Genomic DNA, 16673 nt, shown 5'->3' with positions numbered 1-16673 from the left:
TGATTTGCAGGCGAAAGAGGCTTTGCAGTTCTGTCTGCCCGTATTCATCTAGAGGGGGTAAATGTTGATGAACAAAAAACTGACATATGCAGGGGTTGCAGCACTTCTTCTACTGGTGATCTCAGGCTGCGGAGACAAGCCGGCTGCAGCACCGGCTGATGAAGCGGGGCAAAATTCTCCTGCAGTCGTTAGCGGAGCCGAAGGAAATAACGGAAATGGAGACAGCAACAGCAATAGCAATAACAATAACAACAGTAATGCAGGAGGACTCAATACACCCGCCACTGCCGAGCCGGTTAGCACCGATGCTCCTGCTGCAACAGACAAGCCCGTTGAAGTCGACAAACAAAGCCAGAGCATTTCCGCGTACTATACGGATTCGCAGCAGATGGAACTTGTGAAGGCTGCAGCAAAGATAAGCTTCGCAAATGATACGGAGAAATATACTGAAGCCTTCAAAACGCTTCAAAACAGCGATAAGGCAGATATGATCCCGTTATGGAGCGGTATTGAGCTTAAATCACTTAAATTTACAGATGGACAGATTGTGATGGACATTCATAAACCGGCTGAGGCTCAACTGGGTGCAGGCGGTGAATCCATGGCCATCAGTGCGCTGGCTCAACTCTTCTTCCAGTTCGAAGAAGTGAAAAGCGTTGAGCTTCTGGTAGACGGTGAGCAAGTGGAAAGTTTAATGGGGCATGTGGATTTAGAACATCCAATTACCCGGGAGAACAGCGCATTATAAACGTCGCACAGGATTTTTGGGAATGTTTGCCGAATTACTAATATACCATTTACATGAAGCATAGAGAGGGGAATAACCTATTGTCCGGTCATAAAAGATCCAATCACTCTATTAAAGCTTATTCCACCAAAGCGGCATCTGCTGTTCTGGCCGGCGCTATGGTGCTTGGCAGTGCGGGGGCTGTATTCGCTGAGAGCGCAGCAACTGCTGCCCCTAAAGCTACTGCTGCGCCAGCAGCAACAGCTACCCCAAAAGCTACAGCAACGCCAGCAGCAACAACTACACCAAAAGCTGCGGCAACGCCTACAGCAACAGCTACACCAAAAGCTGCGGCAACGCCTACAGCAACAGCTACACCAAAAGCTACGGCAACGCCAGCAGCAACAGCTACACCGAAAGCTACGGCAACGCCAGCAGCAACAGCAGCTCCAAAAGCTACGGCAACGCCAGCAGCAACAGCTACACCGAAAGCTACGGCAACGCCAGCAGCAACAGCAACTCCAAAAGCTACGGCAACGCCTACAGCAACAGCAGCGCCTGCAGCTACAACTGCACCTACAGCTACGCCGCCTGCAGCTGCACCAGGATTGTTCAGCGATGTAAAAACAGGCTTCTGGGCAGAAAAACATATCTATAAGCTGGCAGCACAAGGTCTTGTTGTCGGAAATAACGGATTATTCCGTGCGGGTGACTCTGTTACCCAGCAGGAAGCTGTCCTGATCGCACTTCGCTTCATGAAGCTTGAGGACAAAGTAAATACCGCCACTGACGTGGTGCTTCCGACTAATTTCCAGGTGTCCAATTATTTTAAGCCGTTTGTTGTGCTGGCATTCCAGCAGGGCCTTCTGGACAAGACGGTTGAAATGTCGGCGGATAATCTAAAGACATCCTGGGGCGACCGCAAGGCATCACGTGAATGGATTGCCGAATTGCTGGTCCGTGCTCTTGGCAAAAACTCCGAAGCGGGCGCAGTATCAGGCAAGCCGACTAGCTTCGCTGATGATGCCAAGGTTTCGGCGAATAAACGAGGTTACGTGAACACTGCCGTAGAATTGGGACTGGCCAATGGTCTTGACGGCAACCGATTTGATCCACAAGGAGCAGTAACCCGTGCACAAGTGGCAACTTTCTTCAGCCGCGCAGAAGCATTTAACACTATAGGGTATGACAACACAGTCAAAGGGAGCATCAGTGCCCTGAAGGACGGGAAAATGACCGTTTACAGCAACGGTTCACCGTCTGTCTTCAATTTGACTCCCGTAACTGCATACTACACTAGTACGGCAGACACAAGAATCAATCTGAATGATGTTCAGCCATATACCAAAGTAACCGTTATTGGTGCAACCTATAATGCAGCTTATGTTGAGGTGACAGATCCTGCCCAGCAGGTGGTAAGTGTCGAAGGGAACTTTGCCAAGATCACTCCAAGTACGATTTGGCTTGATTCTGCTACGGGATATGACCAGTACAGCTATGATACTGATACTTCTTTTGTAGATGTAAATGGAAGCACGATTAGTTCCGGAGCCATTACGGCAAACAGTAAAGTTACCTTGCTGCGTGAAACTTTCACAGGAACTAATAAGGTGGTAAAGGTTCAGGTGACCTCGGGCGTTGTGAACAAAACGACTACAGGGACAATTCAAAGTGTGGATCAGGCAGCAAAAAGCATCACGTTCAAAAATGCTTCCGGAATTGCAGAAACGTTCAAGTGGGAAGACGGGGTTACACTGTTCAGTTCGCAAAACGCAGTTTTGCTGCCAGCCGACCTGAAGACCGGAACTGCTGTGAAATATACGATAAATAGCAATGTCATCCGTTCGGTGGAAGTGACTTCAGGCACGGAGCGAACGGTAGAGGGATCGATTTATGAGCTTACAAGCTCAAGCATTATTTATAAAAAGTCTGACGGTGCTCGCGAAGTGAAGCTGCTGGCTACATCGCCGGCGCCGACAATTGTGATACCTAACGTTACTAACCCGGTAATCGGTGATCTGCTTGCCGATGCGAACAGTGGAGACAATGTTCGGATTACCCTCAACAGCTCTGATCAGGTGACAAAGATTGAAGTGCTGAACCGCCAGATGGATGAATTTATCGGTGCGACTGTAATTGCTTTTAATAGCAAGACAAAGCTGCTGACAGTTATGGACGGCAAAAGTAAAGCACATCTGGTACAGATTGATGACAAGACAAAACTTGCTTTTGACGAGGGCATTACCACATCATTGACTACTATGGGGATTTATCTCTACGAAGGGCGCAGGGTGGACGTAAAAGCTGTCGGCCAGCGGGCCCTTTCGGTAGAAACCAGCACCAAATATACAGGAACCCTGTCCGAGATTAATACAACAACCAGAACGATTGTTCTGAAGCTCGCAGGAGGGCAAACTCTTACCCTGGGTTATCCACAGGTAATTGATATTCTCGGACGTACATCTTCTGCCATCACAGATATACCTCTTAACTCTTCGGTAACCGCAGTGCTTACGAGCAATCAGGATGTCATCTCAGTGCTTAAAGTGAACTCATCAGTGCAGGTTGAAATCACTACTCTTAATGCACCAATGAATAAGCTGGGTGTGAAATGGTCCGGAGGAACGCTTGAACTGAATACTTTGACTTTAACGATGACCAATGAAGCAGGACAAACCCTTAAAATTGGCGACTTGAAGGTCGGTGATTATGTGAATCTGGCCGTAAGCGGCAGCACTCCAGTATCACTTCAGTATATCAAGCAGAATACTGGTGTTGTGTCGTCAGTAGATGCAGCTGCGGGTTCATTCGTGCTTAAGGATTATGCAGGCACCTCCCAGACGATTGCAGTCAGCGGTGGCGTAAAAATTATCCGTGACGGTGTTACTACGACAGGTCTCGGCAGTCTGACTACAGCTGACCGGGTAGATGTCCGCAAAGATGCTGACGGGTCAGTGATCGTCACTGTACTGAAGCAGCTTACCCGCTCGGTTTCGCGTTACGACAGCCTAAATAACCAGATCGTAACCAAACGCTCTTCTCTGAGCGATACGAATTATCAGTTTGCGATCACTTCGAGTGTATATATTCACCAGGGTGACACGACTTTATCCGTGCAATCTCTCAAAGAAAATGATAATATTATATTGTATTTCAAAAACGATGTCTTAGTTGAAGTCGTGAAACAATAGTGGCAATGGTGATTTTCCGTGAGAAACACCGTCTTGATCCAGGAGATTGTCTGGATCAAGACGTTTTTTTTGAAATATAAGCAGTTATACTTGTTAATATTTCATTACATCAGAGAAGATACGCTCGTCTGGTTTGTTGAGTGTAAATACTCCGTGGAGGGGACGCCGGTGAAAGTTGCAGAGGTCCGCCACATTCTGGATACGATTCGAGACATGTTTCCTGATGCGCATTGCGAGCTGAATCACAGCAACGCTTTTGAGCTAACCATTGCGGTGCTGCTGTCAGCCCAATGTACGGACGCAACAGTGAACAAAGTGACCGAGGACCTGTTCCAAAAGTACAAAACCCCTCTTGACTATATTTCCGTGCCGCTGGAGGAATTGGAGAGGGATATCCGGCGTATCGGCTTGTATCGCAATAAGGCTAAGCATATTCAAAGCCTGTGTTCTATTCTTATAGAGCAATATGGCGGAGAAGTGCCACAGGCTCATGACTTGCTGGTAACATTGCCGGGGGTCGGCCGCAAGACTGCGAATGTCGTTGTGTCCAACGCTTTTGGCGTACCTGCGATTGCTGTGGATACCCATGTGGAACGGGTAGCCAAGCGGCTCGCACTTGCGGGCTGGAAGGATTCCGTACTGGAAGTGGAGAAGAAGCTGATGAAGGCGGTGCCGCGTGAGGAATGGACACTTACACATCATCGGCTGATCTTTTTTGGCCGCTATCACTGCAAAGCCCAGAATCCAAGTTGTCAGGTTTGCCCGCTCTTGGATGTATGCCGTGAGGGCAAGAAACGTATGAAAACAGCTGTAATCAGGAAAGATAATGATGTATTAAAGGCAAGCAAAAAGTTAGAGATGAAGAAGAGGATGGGATAGAGATGAAATGCATTTCTGTATATACCAATAATTTTGAAGCTTTTTCCGATATTTTTGACCGTGTAGTGGAAAGTCCGTTGGAAGAAAATGAAGAGCAGGAAGTAGAAGGCATCACGATCAGCCATTCCGGCGATGTGCCTGAGCATTACCTGGAGCGGATGTCCCAGAAGCCTGAAGTGGTTGTTATGAGAGACAAATCCCGTGGTCTGACCATTCTGCAGCACGGTAAAGTATTCGAAATTCTGCTTCCGGTACTGGAAACAGCGTAATAGGATTTACACACAAAGAGCCGGCCTTGGGGCCGGCTCTTTGTTCGTCATACGTTATTGAAAACGCGGGTATCTTTAGGGGAATGAGCTTAAGCTGAGAACTTCCTTAAACGCAAGGAGTATGCAATATAGACCATGGTGGAAGGTACGAATGCCATGACGCACAACGTTAAGACTACGAAAGATGTGTTTTCCAGAAGTAAATTGTTCCATACCTTTGTAGACAGGAATCTTAAAGCAATACTTCCTAAGGTCAGCAGCAGTGTTACAAAAGCTGCTATTTTGCTGATTCGGGCAACCTTGGTATATTTATCATAAACAGTCGCACGGTCGGTATGGATAGGAACAGTTCCCGGTTCTGCCGAGAAGATATGGAGATCTCCAGCGGAGCATACATAAGTCCAGCCGCTGTCTGCAAAAATATTATGGTACTCTGCTTCCTCCTCCTTCGGCAATTCACGTATATCCAGACAGTAAATCTGCTTATGCGGCGTTCCCCTGCGGATTACGTAACCAAACAAAGAGAAATGATCCAGAAACCAGCCTTTTTCTGACAGTGTGCTCAATTTGTTCATATCTGCATCCTCGGCAAAGGCCAGACCCTTCGATATTACATAACGCGTTTGTTTATCCTTCTTCATGAGATTATTCCTCCTTCGCAGCTTGTAATGCGGCATTCCCGTGTGCAACCATTCTAAGTCTCCGTTCGATTTCAGCTGTAATAATTAGCTCTCCACTCTGGGTAATCTGATAAGTCTTCCGCCGGTCATCGTCGTCCTCATTCAATAGGATATAGCCTGATTTCTGCATTTTCTTGATTAAGGTGTAAAGTGTTGCAGGCCCGATTTTAACTTCCCCGTCTGTCAATTCTTCAATATATTTCATGATCGCATAGCCGTGTTTCGGAGTGAGTAAGGCAAGCAGGATGTAGTAAGCCGAATCAGTCAACTGTTCGGTCTGCAGTGAATTAGCTCTGGACATTGGCACACCTCCATTTTCTATAATAAAAGGTATATCTGATATGGATATATCCATTAGCGATATATCTAATATGGATATAATAATTCCATAATATTGCATTGTCAAGTCAGGGATGCATAATTTTTAGTCAACTGAATTTTGTAAAGGTTTATAGGGGATTTTGTAATTCGTGAATATTTGATTTGTGGCAAACTGGTGATAAAATGTAATTATTCTAGTTATGCCATTTATTTTTACGTTAAGATATATTTATTTTAGATATCGCTTTATGAAGGCTAAGTACATAGACTTCAAATAAAGTCGATTTTTTCTAGGATGCAGCGGAGGTGGATATAGTGGCAGCAGAACAAACCAAGATTAAAACAGAGAATGTGACGGATTCGCCGCTTACTCTGCTGGGAGCGCTGATGGAACGGTGGGGAGCGACAGAAACGCAGCGGGTACTCTCCGATTTGGAGAGTAAAGAGTGTGCCCGTGAGCTGACACTCGCCTTTTGCGGACATTTTTCGGCAGGGAAGTCGAGTATGATTAACAGGTTATGCGGCAGCAATGTACTGCCTTCCGGACCCGTTCCGACCAGTGCCAATGTCGTGTCTATACGCAGCGGAGCGCCCCGTGTACGGCTCTATCCCAAGGTGGAAGGACAGAATGAGACAAATTCCGCATGGGAGACCACACCGGAGAAATTGCAGGAATATTGCCGTAAGGGCGGTGATTATTCAGCGATTGAAGTCTGGGAGGATGTGCCTTTGCTTGGAGCACATGGTGTTCTGATGGACACCCCGGGGGTTGATTCCACGGATGACGGGCATCAAGCCGCGACGCGCTCCGCACTGCATTTAGCCGATGTGGTGTTTTATGTGATGGATTACAATCATGTGCAGTCGGAGAATAATCTGGCTTTTGCCAAAAACCTCAGTGATTGGGGCAAACCGCTGTATCTTATTATCAATCAGATTGACAAGCACCGTGAACAGGAAATTGCCATTGAAGCCTACCGGCAGCAATTGGAAAGCGCTTTCCACGAATGGGGAATTCAATCCGCAGGTATTTTGTTCACTTCCCTTAAGAACATGGAGCATCCGCTAAATCAATGGGACGGTCTGCTTATGCTGATTCGCCAGCTGCTGGATCAGCGGGAGGAGCTGCTTGGCTACAGCTTGTCCCGCTCAGTGCATCATGTGGCCGATGCGGTTGTGACAGAATACCGCGAGCAGCAGCAGGAGGAGCGCGAGGCGCTGCTGGAAACATCGGGCGGTGCGGATGAGTACTCCGTGGAAAGAGCGTTTCAGGCTTGCAACGAAGAACGTAAGGAGCTTGCAGAACTGCCTGATCAGTCAATCCTAACGTTGCGCAACGTACTTGATGCGCTGCTGGGCAACAGCAATCTGATGCCTGCCGATGTAAGAGAAGCTGCGGGTGCTTATGCTGAAAGCATGGCTCCCGGCTTCCGGCAGGGCCTGCTGTTCACGGCTGCGAAACGGGAGAAGGTGCAAGCAGAACGGCTAAAAGCCTGGCACGGACTGCAAACGCGGGAAATCACCGCCCAACTGGAATGGCATATTCTTCAGTTGATCCGGGAATGGGCTGAAGACCTTGGAGTATGGGAGGAGGGGGCCGAGAATCTGCTCAAGCAAAGTTTACCGGCGGTGAGCCAGGAGTGGCTGGCGGCTGCGGTGAAGCCGGGAACCGGGGCCTCGGGCGAGGCGTTGCTTAATTTCACCCGCACGCTTGCGGCTGAAATTAAAGCCCAGTTCCGCCGGGCTGCCCTGTCTCTTGGCGATGAGCTGCTGGCGAAGCTGCCGCCGCTGCTGGAAGAGCGGCGCACCGAGCTGTCGCGCCGCGAAGAAGCCCTGCAGCGGCAGGCGCGCGCACTCGCCGCGCTTGCTGCCCTTGACCGCGCGGCGGATGCCCGCGCGGCAGAGCTCGCGGCGCTATTGCCGCCGCGCCGGACCCTCACCCCCGGCACTCTGCCGGAGGTGAGGGTTGCCCCGCGGGCAGGCGCCAGCATCGCCGCACCGCGAGTGGTCCAGCCGCTGCCGGGCGCAGCGGCCGGAAGGCCTGCCGCCGCAGCCTGGGCGGCAGGGCCGGTCTCGCCGGCGGGCGGACGCCGCCGGCTCACGAAGGCCGCAGCGGCGCTGAGCGCTGCGGCAGAGCTGCTGCGCGGCGAGCCGGCCATGGCCTCGGCGGTGCGCAGTCTCGCGGCACGGGCGGAGAGCATCGCCGCCGGCCGCTTTACGATGGCGCTGTTCGGAGCGTTCAGCGCCGGTAAATCCTCCTTCGCCAATGCGCTGCTGGGTGAAGAAGTGCTGCCTGTGTCTCCCCACCCCGCGACAGCAGCGGTGAACCGCATCCTGTCACCGGAAGGGGAGTTCCGCCATGCCAGCGCGGTGGTAACGATGAAGACCGCGGAGGATTTCTGGGAAGACATCCTCCATTCCTTCAGCGTACTGCAGCTTGCGCCCCCGCAGCGGCAGAGCTGGACCGCTGAGGTGGCAGGGCTGAAGGTCAGCGGCCTGCATCCTTCCGCCCTGCCGCATGCCGGATTCCTGTGGGCGGCCGCTGCGGGCTGGTCAGAAGCGGAGGGACTGCTCGGAACGGTGCGGACTGTTGATCTGCAGGAATACCGTGGACTGGTCGCCGAGGAGACCCGGGCCTGTTTTGTGCAGGGGATTGACCTGTATTATGACTGTCCCTTGACCGCGAGCGGCATTGTGCTGGTGGATACCCCTGGCGCGGATTCCCTGCATGCCCGTCATACCGGTGTAACCTTCGGTTACATGAAGAATGCGGACGCGATATGTTTTGTGACCTATTATAATCATGCCTTTTCCAAAGCGGACCGTGGTCTGCTGGCCCAATTGGGAAGAATTAAAGACAGCTTCGCGCTGGATAAAATGTTCTTTATCATCAACGCTTCTGATTTGGCCGCAGACGAAGCGGAGCTGGAAGAGGTGAAGGGGCATGTCGCGCAGAACCTGCGTGCCGGCGGCCTTACCTCGCCGCGGATATATACCTTGTCCAGCCTGCTGGCGCTGCAAGGCAAAGCAGACCACAACCGGGAAGCTTATGAAAGCTCCCGTTTCCAGACCTTTGAAGAGGCGCTTGCGGAATTCGCGGGCGGAGAACTGCCGCGGTTGTCGCTTGCAGCCGCGCAAGAGAACATTGCCTCCGTGCGCAGGCGGGCGGAAGAATGGCAGAAGCTGGCTGAGATGGAGGCAGGCCGGCGGGAAGCCGGGCTGCTGGAGCTGCAGGAACGCCGCCGCACCGCAGAAGCACGGCTCACGGCGCTTTCCGCCGAGGAACGTCCGCTGCGCGACCTTCGCCGGGAAGGTGAAGAACTGCTCTATCATGTGCGGCAGCGGATTGGCTTTGCCTTTGGCCGTTTCTTCCAGGAATCCTTCCACCCTTCCGTGCTGCGTGAGGATAGCGGTAATCTGAAAGATATCTTTACAGCCTGTGGCAGAGAGCTGGAACGCACCCTTGAGCGTGAACTGGAACAGGAATTGTGGGCGACTACCCTGCGCCTGGAAGCGGCAGGTCAAAAACTCGTGCGGACGGCAGCTTCATCAGCCGCATCGGAACTGTCGATTTCGGCTCAGGAGCTTCAGCTCATGGACAATGCCGAAGAACACTGGCCTTCCCCGGATAAGCTGGAGTGCCGGTTATCCCCTCTGGACTGGGCAGCATTATGGGGCCGCTTCAAATCGCCGCGTCATTTCTTTGAGGGCCCGGGGCGCAATGAAGTCAGAGCCTCAGCGGACCCTTGGCTGAAGGAAGCAGTTGCCGGAGCCGCCGGGACGCAGGAAGGTTTATTATTGGATTTTTATACGGGTGTAGCGGAGCAGGCGTTGAAACGTTCGGCAGACATACTCCGAGCAGCTCTGGCTGAGCGGGAGGAAGTGATGTCCGGTCTCTTGAAAGGGGGTGATTCTGCGGAACATTGGGGCCAAATAGGCCATCAATTAAATGTTCTGGAGAGAAATTTCGACGATCTCGTAGACGGAGATCTGTGAAGATTGTAGGAAAATGTCGAAGAAGGCTTGCAATCTGGTCGTTGATGGAAGAAAATAAAGAAGCCTGAAAATTTACAATGAAAACTGCGACATTTACAGAAAAAGAGAGTCAGCAGTCAAATTAGCCGAAAGAGGTTGGAGTCGACAATGTGGGGAGCTCCTTTTTCAGCTCAAAGCCGTAAGCTGCTGCTCTTGGGCAGCGGGGAATTGGGTAAGGAAGTCATTATCGAAGCTCAGCGCCTTGGCGTAGAGACCGTAGCTGTGGATCGTTATCAAGATGCCCCGGCGATGGGTGTAGCCCATCGCTCCTATGTAATTGATATGCTGGACGCGGACGCGCTTAAGACGCTCATCCGTGCCGAGAAGCCTGATTTGATTGTGCCCGAGATTGAGGCTATTGCCACTCATGCGCTGCTGGAGCTGGAGGCGGAAGGATTCTTCGTAGTCCCGACTGCACGTGCAGCCCGGCTGACCATGGACCGGGAGGGTATCCGGCGTTTAGCGGCTGAAGAGCTTGGCCTGCCGACCGCGGCATACCGCTTCGCGGACAGTCTGGACGAATTACGCCAGGCAGTGGAAGAGCTTGGCACACCCTGTGTGATCAAGCCGATTATGAGCTCCTCCGGCAAAGGACAGAGCGTCTGCAAGAAACCAGGTGATGTGGAGGACTGCTGGAATACGGCTCTGGAAGGAGCGCGGGCCAAAGGGACACGGGTCATCGTGGAGGCTTTCGTTATGTTTGAAAGTGAGATTACCTTGCTTACGGTCCGATCGGCAAGCGGAACTGTATTCTGTCCGCCGATCGGCCATATCCAGAAGGACGGCGACTATGTAGAGTCCTGGCAGCCGCATCAGATGAGTGAGCGCACGCTGGCAGAAGCTCAGAATATCGCCAAAACGGTAACTGATCAGCTTGGAGGCCTTGGTATTTTTGGAGTGGAGCTGTTTCTTACAGAGCAGGGAGTATTGTTCAGTGAAGTATCGCCCAGACCGCATGATACCGGCATGGTTACAATGATTACGCAGGATTTATCGGAATTCGCTCTGCATGTCAGAGCCATTCTTGGATTTCCGCTGGACTCGGTTGCGCTTGTAACACCGGGCGCTTCGGCTACCCTGAAAGCACAAAAAACCGGACAGGCTTTTGCCATATCCGGAATCGGCGAAGCGCTGGCGCTTCCCCGTACGCAGGTTAGGGTATTCGGCAAACCTGAAATCCGTCCTGGACGGCGGATGGCAGTAGCCCTCAGTGCAGCGGAAGATGTAGAAATCGCGCGGACTACCGCCAAACAGGCGGCGTCTATGCTAAAAGTGGAGGTATATGAGAATGAACAGTAGTACTCAGGAGCAAGTACTGCAAATTCGCAAATGCGGCATGAATGATCTGGAGAGAGTAACAGCCCTTCTGCGGGAATTCGGCTATCCGACAACACTTAGCGTGATGAAAGAGAGAATGGAAGGCATGGAGAATGATCCGTTCCATTGCACACTGGTCGCTGAACTGGACAATGAAGTTGTGGGAATGATTGGACTTCGGCAGGTGAAATCCTATTACAAACATGCGGATTGTATTACGGAAATCAACGCGCTGATTGTATCAGAGGAGCTTAGAGGCAACGGCCTCGGCAAAAGATTGGTAGCTGCAGCGGAAGAATGGGCCCGCGGGCAGGGTTGCTGCCAGCTGTTCCTTCGAAGCGGTAACCGTGTGGAACGTGCGCCTGCGCATGCTTTTTACCGTCATATGGGTTTCGAGCAGACTACCGGCTACCGCTTCAATAAAGCATTGCTGTAAATCTAATACGTACAATCATCCCCATCCCGGCAACCGGGATGGTTTTTTTTTTCGTCGTAGAGGTAAACCCCACCGTTCTGAGCTGAAGAATATCATTCCCTCAATTTGCTTATGTATACCCGTCCATTGCCACTGTATAATGAATTTGCTGAACCGGCGGAATAGCCATTCAGTATCTTTTACCCCTTACTTAAGTTAAACATAGATAGAGTTAATCGAATCAGCTAGAATAGTTTTATAATTATCTAAACAGAAATTATAAGAGGGATGAAGCATGTATAAATTGATTCTTGCCGAAGACGAAGAGGATGTAAGAGAAGGGATTATCGCACAGATCGACTGGGGCAGCTATGGTTTTGAGGTTGTAGATCAGGCGGAGAATGGCCGTGAGGCTGCGGAATCAATCGACCGCCTGCTGCCGGATGTGGTCGTGACCGACATCCAGATGCCATTTATGAACGGACTGCAGCTGTCCGAATGGATCCGCAGCCGTCACCCCAATACGAAGATCATAATTCTCACCGGCTACGATGAATTTGAGTACGCCCAGAAAGCGATTAAACTGCAAATTGACGAATATATTCTGAAACCGTTTTCTTCTCAGGAGCTGATCGACACACTGCTCAAGGTTAGAAAAACCATAGAGGCGGAAATCGCTGAGAAAGAAAATGTGTTTGTGCTGAGCGAGCATTACCGGAAGAGTCTGCCTGTGCTTCGTGAACAATTCCTCTCCTCGCTTGTTTCCCGTAGGCTGCGGCCCGTGGAAATCGCCGAGAAAAGTGCGGAATACGGCATCAACCTCTCTGGTGAGAGCTTTCAGTCTTCGGTAATCAGCATAGATTATATCCGTTCGGAGAAGAATGCAGGAGTTATCCAGAGTCTGCCCGTATCCCTGCGTGACACCGGCGACCGCAATTTGCAGCTGTTCGCAGTGCTTAATATTGCCGAGGAAATTTGTCTGAAGTATGGTTTCGGCAAAGTATTTATACACCGGGATGATGTCGTGCTGCTCTCGGTCAGCATGGAGAAGGATGAGGCGGAGATTACCGGAAAAACCTTTGCGATTTTGGAGGAGATCCGGCAAAATGTACAGCGTTTTCTAAAGCTGACGGTGACCTCAGGAGCAGGAACTGTATGCCATACAGCGTCTATGCTGTTCAATTCATTCGGCGATGCGCTGCAGGCACTTGATTACCGCCTCATTCTCGGCAACAACAGAGTGATCTGGATCGAAGATGTGGAGTCAAGATCCAATCAAATGCTGGCTTATGACGAGCTGACCCAACAATCGCTGATCCGCACGATCAAGCTGGGCACGCTACAGGAGCTGAAAGAGGTTGTCGATGAATTGTTCGGGGGACTGGACACCGCGCAGGTTTCGACCCAGGACTATCAGGTGTTTCTGCTGGAGATCATCACCTCGATTCTACGGGTGGCCAAGGAGTCAGGCAGTGAGACCACCGATTACATCGGATCAGGGCTGTCTTCGCTTACGGAAATCCATAAATTCAACAATATGGGCGAAGCTAAGCAGTGGATTATCCATGTGTGCAGCCGGCTGATGGATTCTATTGCTTCGGAGCGGCAGTCGAGCTACAAACAGCTGATTGACCAAGCCAAGGAATACATCAGGGGTCATTATGAGGAGTCCGACATCTCGATCGGCAAAGTTTGCCAGCATTTGCATATCAGTACGGGATATTTCAGCAGCATTTTTAAGAAAGAGATGAAGATGACCTTTGTCAGCTATCTACTGCAGATCCGTCTGGAAGCTGCCAAGGAACTGCTGCGCTCAACAGAGCTGAAGGCTTTTGAAATTGCCGAAAAAATCGGTTTTGCCGACCCGAATTATTTCAGCTTCTGCTTCCGCAAGAAGTATGGACAATCTCCCAAAGAGTATAAGAACAGCTCCCGGGGAGGATAGCCATGAACAGGCCGAAGGCTTATTTTTTTCCGCTTCGCCCGCAGCAAGGCAGACGCGGCAAAACAAGGATATCCTCCAAACTGCGGAGTATTCAGCTTATCATTACGGTGTCGTTCACAGCGATTACTGTGCTGGTTGCGGTGATCGTCAGCTTCATGCTGTACAACAAGTTTGCGAAGACAGCCGAGGAGAATGCCAATCTGAATATGCAGCAGATCATAGAGCAGGTGAATTATAATCTGGAGCTGTATGTCAAAGGAATGAGCAATATTTTTGAGACGGCGGAGGAACAGGTCACGACCAGTGCCTCTATTGATTCCCCGCTGCTGTACGAACGGATGGATACGCTGATGAACAGCAGAGAAGACTTGGTGTCGGTCGCCGTGTTTACGCTGCAGGGGAAATATGTGGTTGGGACCCCGGGCCAGAACATGCGCCTGAATACACAGCTGGAAAGTCAGAGCTGGTTCACCACCGCCAAAAAAAGCTCGGAGATTTCCTATTCCGCACCGCATATCCAAAATTTATTCAAGGGGAGCTATACCTGGGTTGTCTCCATCAGCAAAATGATTCAATACAGAGAAAACGGAGAATTGAAAACCGGCATCCTGCTGATCGACTTCAACTTCCGGACGATTGATGAGCTGAGCCGGCAGGTCAAGCTTGGCAAAAGAGGATACGCATACATTTTGGACTCGCTGGGCAATATCGTTTATCACCCGCAGCAGCAGCTGATTTATGCCGGTCTAAAGTATGAGAACGTGGAACCGGTGCTGGAGTATGCTTACCGCAGCTATCTGGATGAATCAACAGGAGAGAAACGTTTTATCACCGTACGCACGCTGGCCGAAACCGGCTGGAAAATCGTTGGTGTCGCTTATTACGATGAAATTGTGACTACGAAACGGGATCTGAATCAATTTCTGGTCTGGTTTCTGGCCGCTGTTATTCTTGGCGTCATTGCTGTCTCCGTCTTCCTGTCCTGGCTCATTGCCAGTCCGATCCGCAAGCTGGAGCGGACCGTCAAGCAGGTAGGTGAGGGTGACCTGAATACTCCGATCAATGTCAGCGGCGCTTATGAGGTTGAACAGCTGTCGCGGCGCTTTAACCTGATGCTCCAGCGGATCCGCCAGCTGATGGACCAGATTATTTATGAGCAGGAGACCAAGCGCAAAGGTGAGCTTGAAGTACTGCAGTCGCAGATCAACCCGCACTTTTTGTACAACACGCTGAACTCTGTCATCCGGCTTGCCGAACGGGGCAAAAACGAGGAAGTGGTCACGATGATCCAATCGTTGTCGAAGTTTTTCCGGATCAGCCTGAGCAAGGGGAATAATATTATTACCGTGCAGGAAGAGCTGGACCATATCCGCCATTATCTTGTCATCCAGAGCTTCCGCTTCAAGAATAAATTCCGCTTTGAAATCAAGGCGCAGGATGAGGTGCTCCAGTACCAGACGATCAAGCTGATTCTGCAGCCGATTGTAGAAAATGCACTGTATCACGGGATTGAAATGCTGCCGGACGAAGGTCTGATCTCCATTAGTGCCGAGCTTCAGCATGGCTTAATTGTCATCACAATCAGCGACAACGGTCTAGGAATGCCGAGGGAAATGCTGAATATGATCTTGAGCGGCGGGACCAAAAGCGGCAGCGGCTCTGGTGTAGGCGTGCGGAATGTGAATGAACGGATCAGACTTTATTACGGACGCGAATTCGGTCTTGCATTTGAAAGCGAGCTTGAGGAAGGCACAACGGTCACTATTACATTCCCGGCAATCCAAACCGCAGAGGGGCCGGAGCCGCAGAAGGAGGATGAATCATCTCCATGAGAAGCAAACGATTGTGGCTGATCCTGCTGCTTTGTCCGGTGCTGTGGCTGACGGTCACTTCCTGCTTCAATACGTCTCCCGCCGCTTATATCAGCACCAATAAAACGCATAATATTGATATGATTGTCAAGATGAACAAAGGGGATTACTGGAACACGGTTAAGCTCGGTGCTGAAGCCGCCGCCAAGGAATTTAATGTCAAGCTGACGTTCAAGGCACCTGATTCTGAGAGTGAGATTGATAAGCAGATTACCATGGTTGAGGATTCTATTAATCAAAAGGCAGAGGCGATTATTTTGGCAGCCAGCAGCTATATGGGATTGGCCCAGGTAGTGGATCAGGCCGCCTATTACAAAATCCCTGTTATTTCCGTCGATGCCGAGGTTGGTTCGGCCAGAGTCAAAGCCTACGTGGGTTCAAATGGCTATGAAGCCGGACAGAAATCAGCGGAAAGACTGATACAGCTGTTGAACGGATATGGTGAGATTGGAATCATCAATTTCACCAACTCCTCTCAGAACGTGCAGCCGGAATCCAGCGGACCGATTGATTATGGAGCCCGGGACGCAGAAGAAAGGGAAAAGGGTTTCCTGAACTATGCGGCCCGTTATCCGAATGTTAAGGTCGTGCAGATTTCCTACACCTCCTCGAATACAGCCAATGCGGAATCATTGACCCGGGACATGCTCCAGAACCATCCCGATTTGCGCGGAATCGCCACATTGAATGAAACGGCGTCGCAGGGTGCGGGCAAAGTACTGCAGAATCTGAAGCAGCATAAGGTTAAAATGGTGGCCTTCGACAGCTCTCCCTCGATGATGGAAATGCTTCAGGACGGAACCGTCCAGGCAACTGTGATCCAGAATCCGTTCAGCAACGGTTATCTGGCCGTAAAATATGCAGCCCAAGCCCTGGAAGGCATCGACATTCCGGAGCGTGCGGATACTGGCACCAAGCTGATTGACCTGGAAAACATGCTATGGCCCGAGAATCAAAAGCTGCTGTTTCCTTTTGTCCGGTAGCATAGGGAACTCATTAGAATATTTATTGAATACAGTAGGA

The 16673-nt window shown here is 50.8% G+C and carries 12 protein-coding genes; 10 read left to right on the top strand and 2 right to left on the bottom strand.

Annotated features, from left to right (window positions below):
- The first annotated feature begins 67 nt into the window (after window positions 1-67).
- The 4 genes from NST99_RS22215 (at window position 68) to NST99_RS22200 (ending at window position 5066) form a co-directional block, all read left to right on the top strand.
- Window positions 68-748, top strand: a complete 681-nt coding sequence (locus NST99_RS22215) for a GerMN domain-containing protein (protein ID WP_341094425.1) — start codon at window positions 68-70, stop codon at window positions 746-748.
- A gap of 80 nt (window positions 749-828) precedes the next feature.
- A complete protein-coding gene (locus NST99_RS22210; protein WP_341094421.1) occupies window positions 829-3918 on the top strand; it encodes an S-layer homology domain-containing protein in 3090 nt (1029 codons plus the stop codon).
- Between the two features lie 168 nt (window positions 3919-4086).
- Window positions 4087-4797 carry an endonuclease III gene (gene nth / locus NST99_RS22205; RefSeq protein ID WP_341094420.1) on the top strand — a complete coding sequence of 237 codons (711 nt, stop codon included), beginning with the start codon at window positions 4087-4089 and terminating at the stop codon, window positions 4795-4797.
- 2 nt (window positions 4798-4799) lie between these two features.
- Window positions 4800-5066, top strand: coding sequence for a hypothetical protein (locus NST99_RS22200; protein ID WP_038594340.1), 267 nt, complete (start codon window positions 4800-4802; stop codon window positions 5064-5066).
- Window positions 5067-5155: 89 nt separating this feature from the next.
- On the opposite strand, the gene NST99_RS22195 is transcribed toward NST99_RS22200, so the two are convergent.
- Window positions 5156-5707 carry a DUF2812 domain-containing protein gene (locus NST99_RS22195; protein ID WP_341094417.1) on the bottom strand — a complete coding sequence of 184 codons (552 nt, stop codon included), beginning with the start codon at window positions 5705-5707 and terminating at the stop codon, window positions 5156-5158.
- A 4-nt stretch (window positions 5708-5711) separates the two neighbouring features.
- Complete coding sequence (locus NST99_RS22190) at window positions 5712-6047, bottom strand: PadR family transcriptional regulator (RefSeq protein WP_341094416.1); 336 nt, start codon at window positions 6045-6047, stop codon at window positions 5712-5714.
- Window positions 6048-6382: 335 nt separating this feature from the next.
- Between NST99_RS22190 and NST99_RS22185 the strand changes: the two genes are divergently transcribed.
- From NST99_RS22185 to NST99_RS22160, 6 genes are all read left to right on the top strand, one after another.
- Window positions 6383-10063, top strand: a complete 3681-nt coding sequence (locus tag NST99_RS22185) for a dynamin family protein (protein ID WP_341094415.1) — start codon at window positions 6383-6385, stop codon at window positions 10061-10063.
- Between the two features lie 147 nt (window positions 10064-10210).
- Window positions 10211-11401, top strand: coding sequence for a formate-dependent phosphoribosylglycinamide formyltransferase (gene purT / locus NST99_RS22180; protein ID WP_341097723.1), 1191 nt, complete (start codon window positions 10211-10213; stop codon window positions 11399-11401).
- A complete protein-coding gene (locus NST99_RS22175) occupies window positions 11391-11855 on the top strand; it encodes a GNAT family N-acetyltransferase (protein ID WP_144024272.1) in 465 nt (154 codons plus the stop codon). Before purT ends, NST99_RS22175 begins: the two co-directional genes overlap by 11 nt.
- A 274-nt stretch (window positions 11856-12129) precedes the next feature.
- Window positions 12130-13779: a response regulator gene (locus tag NST99_RS22170; RefSeq protein WP_341094413.1), complete on the top strand. Its 1650-nt coding sequence runs from the start codon at window positions 12130-12132 to the stop codon at window positions 13777-13779.
- Window positions 13780-13781: 2 nt separating this feature from the next.
- Window positions 13782-15611: a sensor histidine kinase gene (locus tag NST99_RS22165; protein WP_341094412.1), complete on the top strand. Its 1830-nt coding sequence runs from the start codon at window positions 13782-13784 to the stop codon at window positions 15609-15611.
- Complete coding sequence (locus NST99_RS22160) at window positions 15608-16633, top strand: substrate-binding domain-containing protein (RefSeq protein WP_341094410.1); 1026 nt, start codon at window positions 15608-15610, stop codon at window positions 16631-16633. The genes NST99_RS22165 and NST99_RS22160 overlap by 4 nt, the downstream gene beginning before the upstream one ends.
- Window positions 16634-16673 lie beyond the last annotated feature (40 nt).

The sequence above is a fragment of the Paenibacillus sp. FSL L8-0470 genome, assembly GCF_038008625.1.
Lineage (GTDB): Bacteria > Bacillota > Bacilli > Paenibacillales > Paenibacillaceae > Paenibacillus_AQ.
The sequence above is the reverse complement of the archived record's forward strand: the minus strand, read 5'-3'. Positions and strand labels throughout refer to the sequence as shown.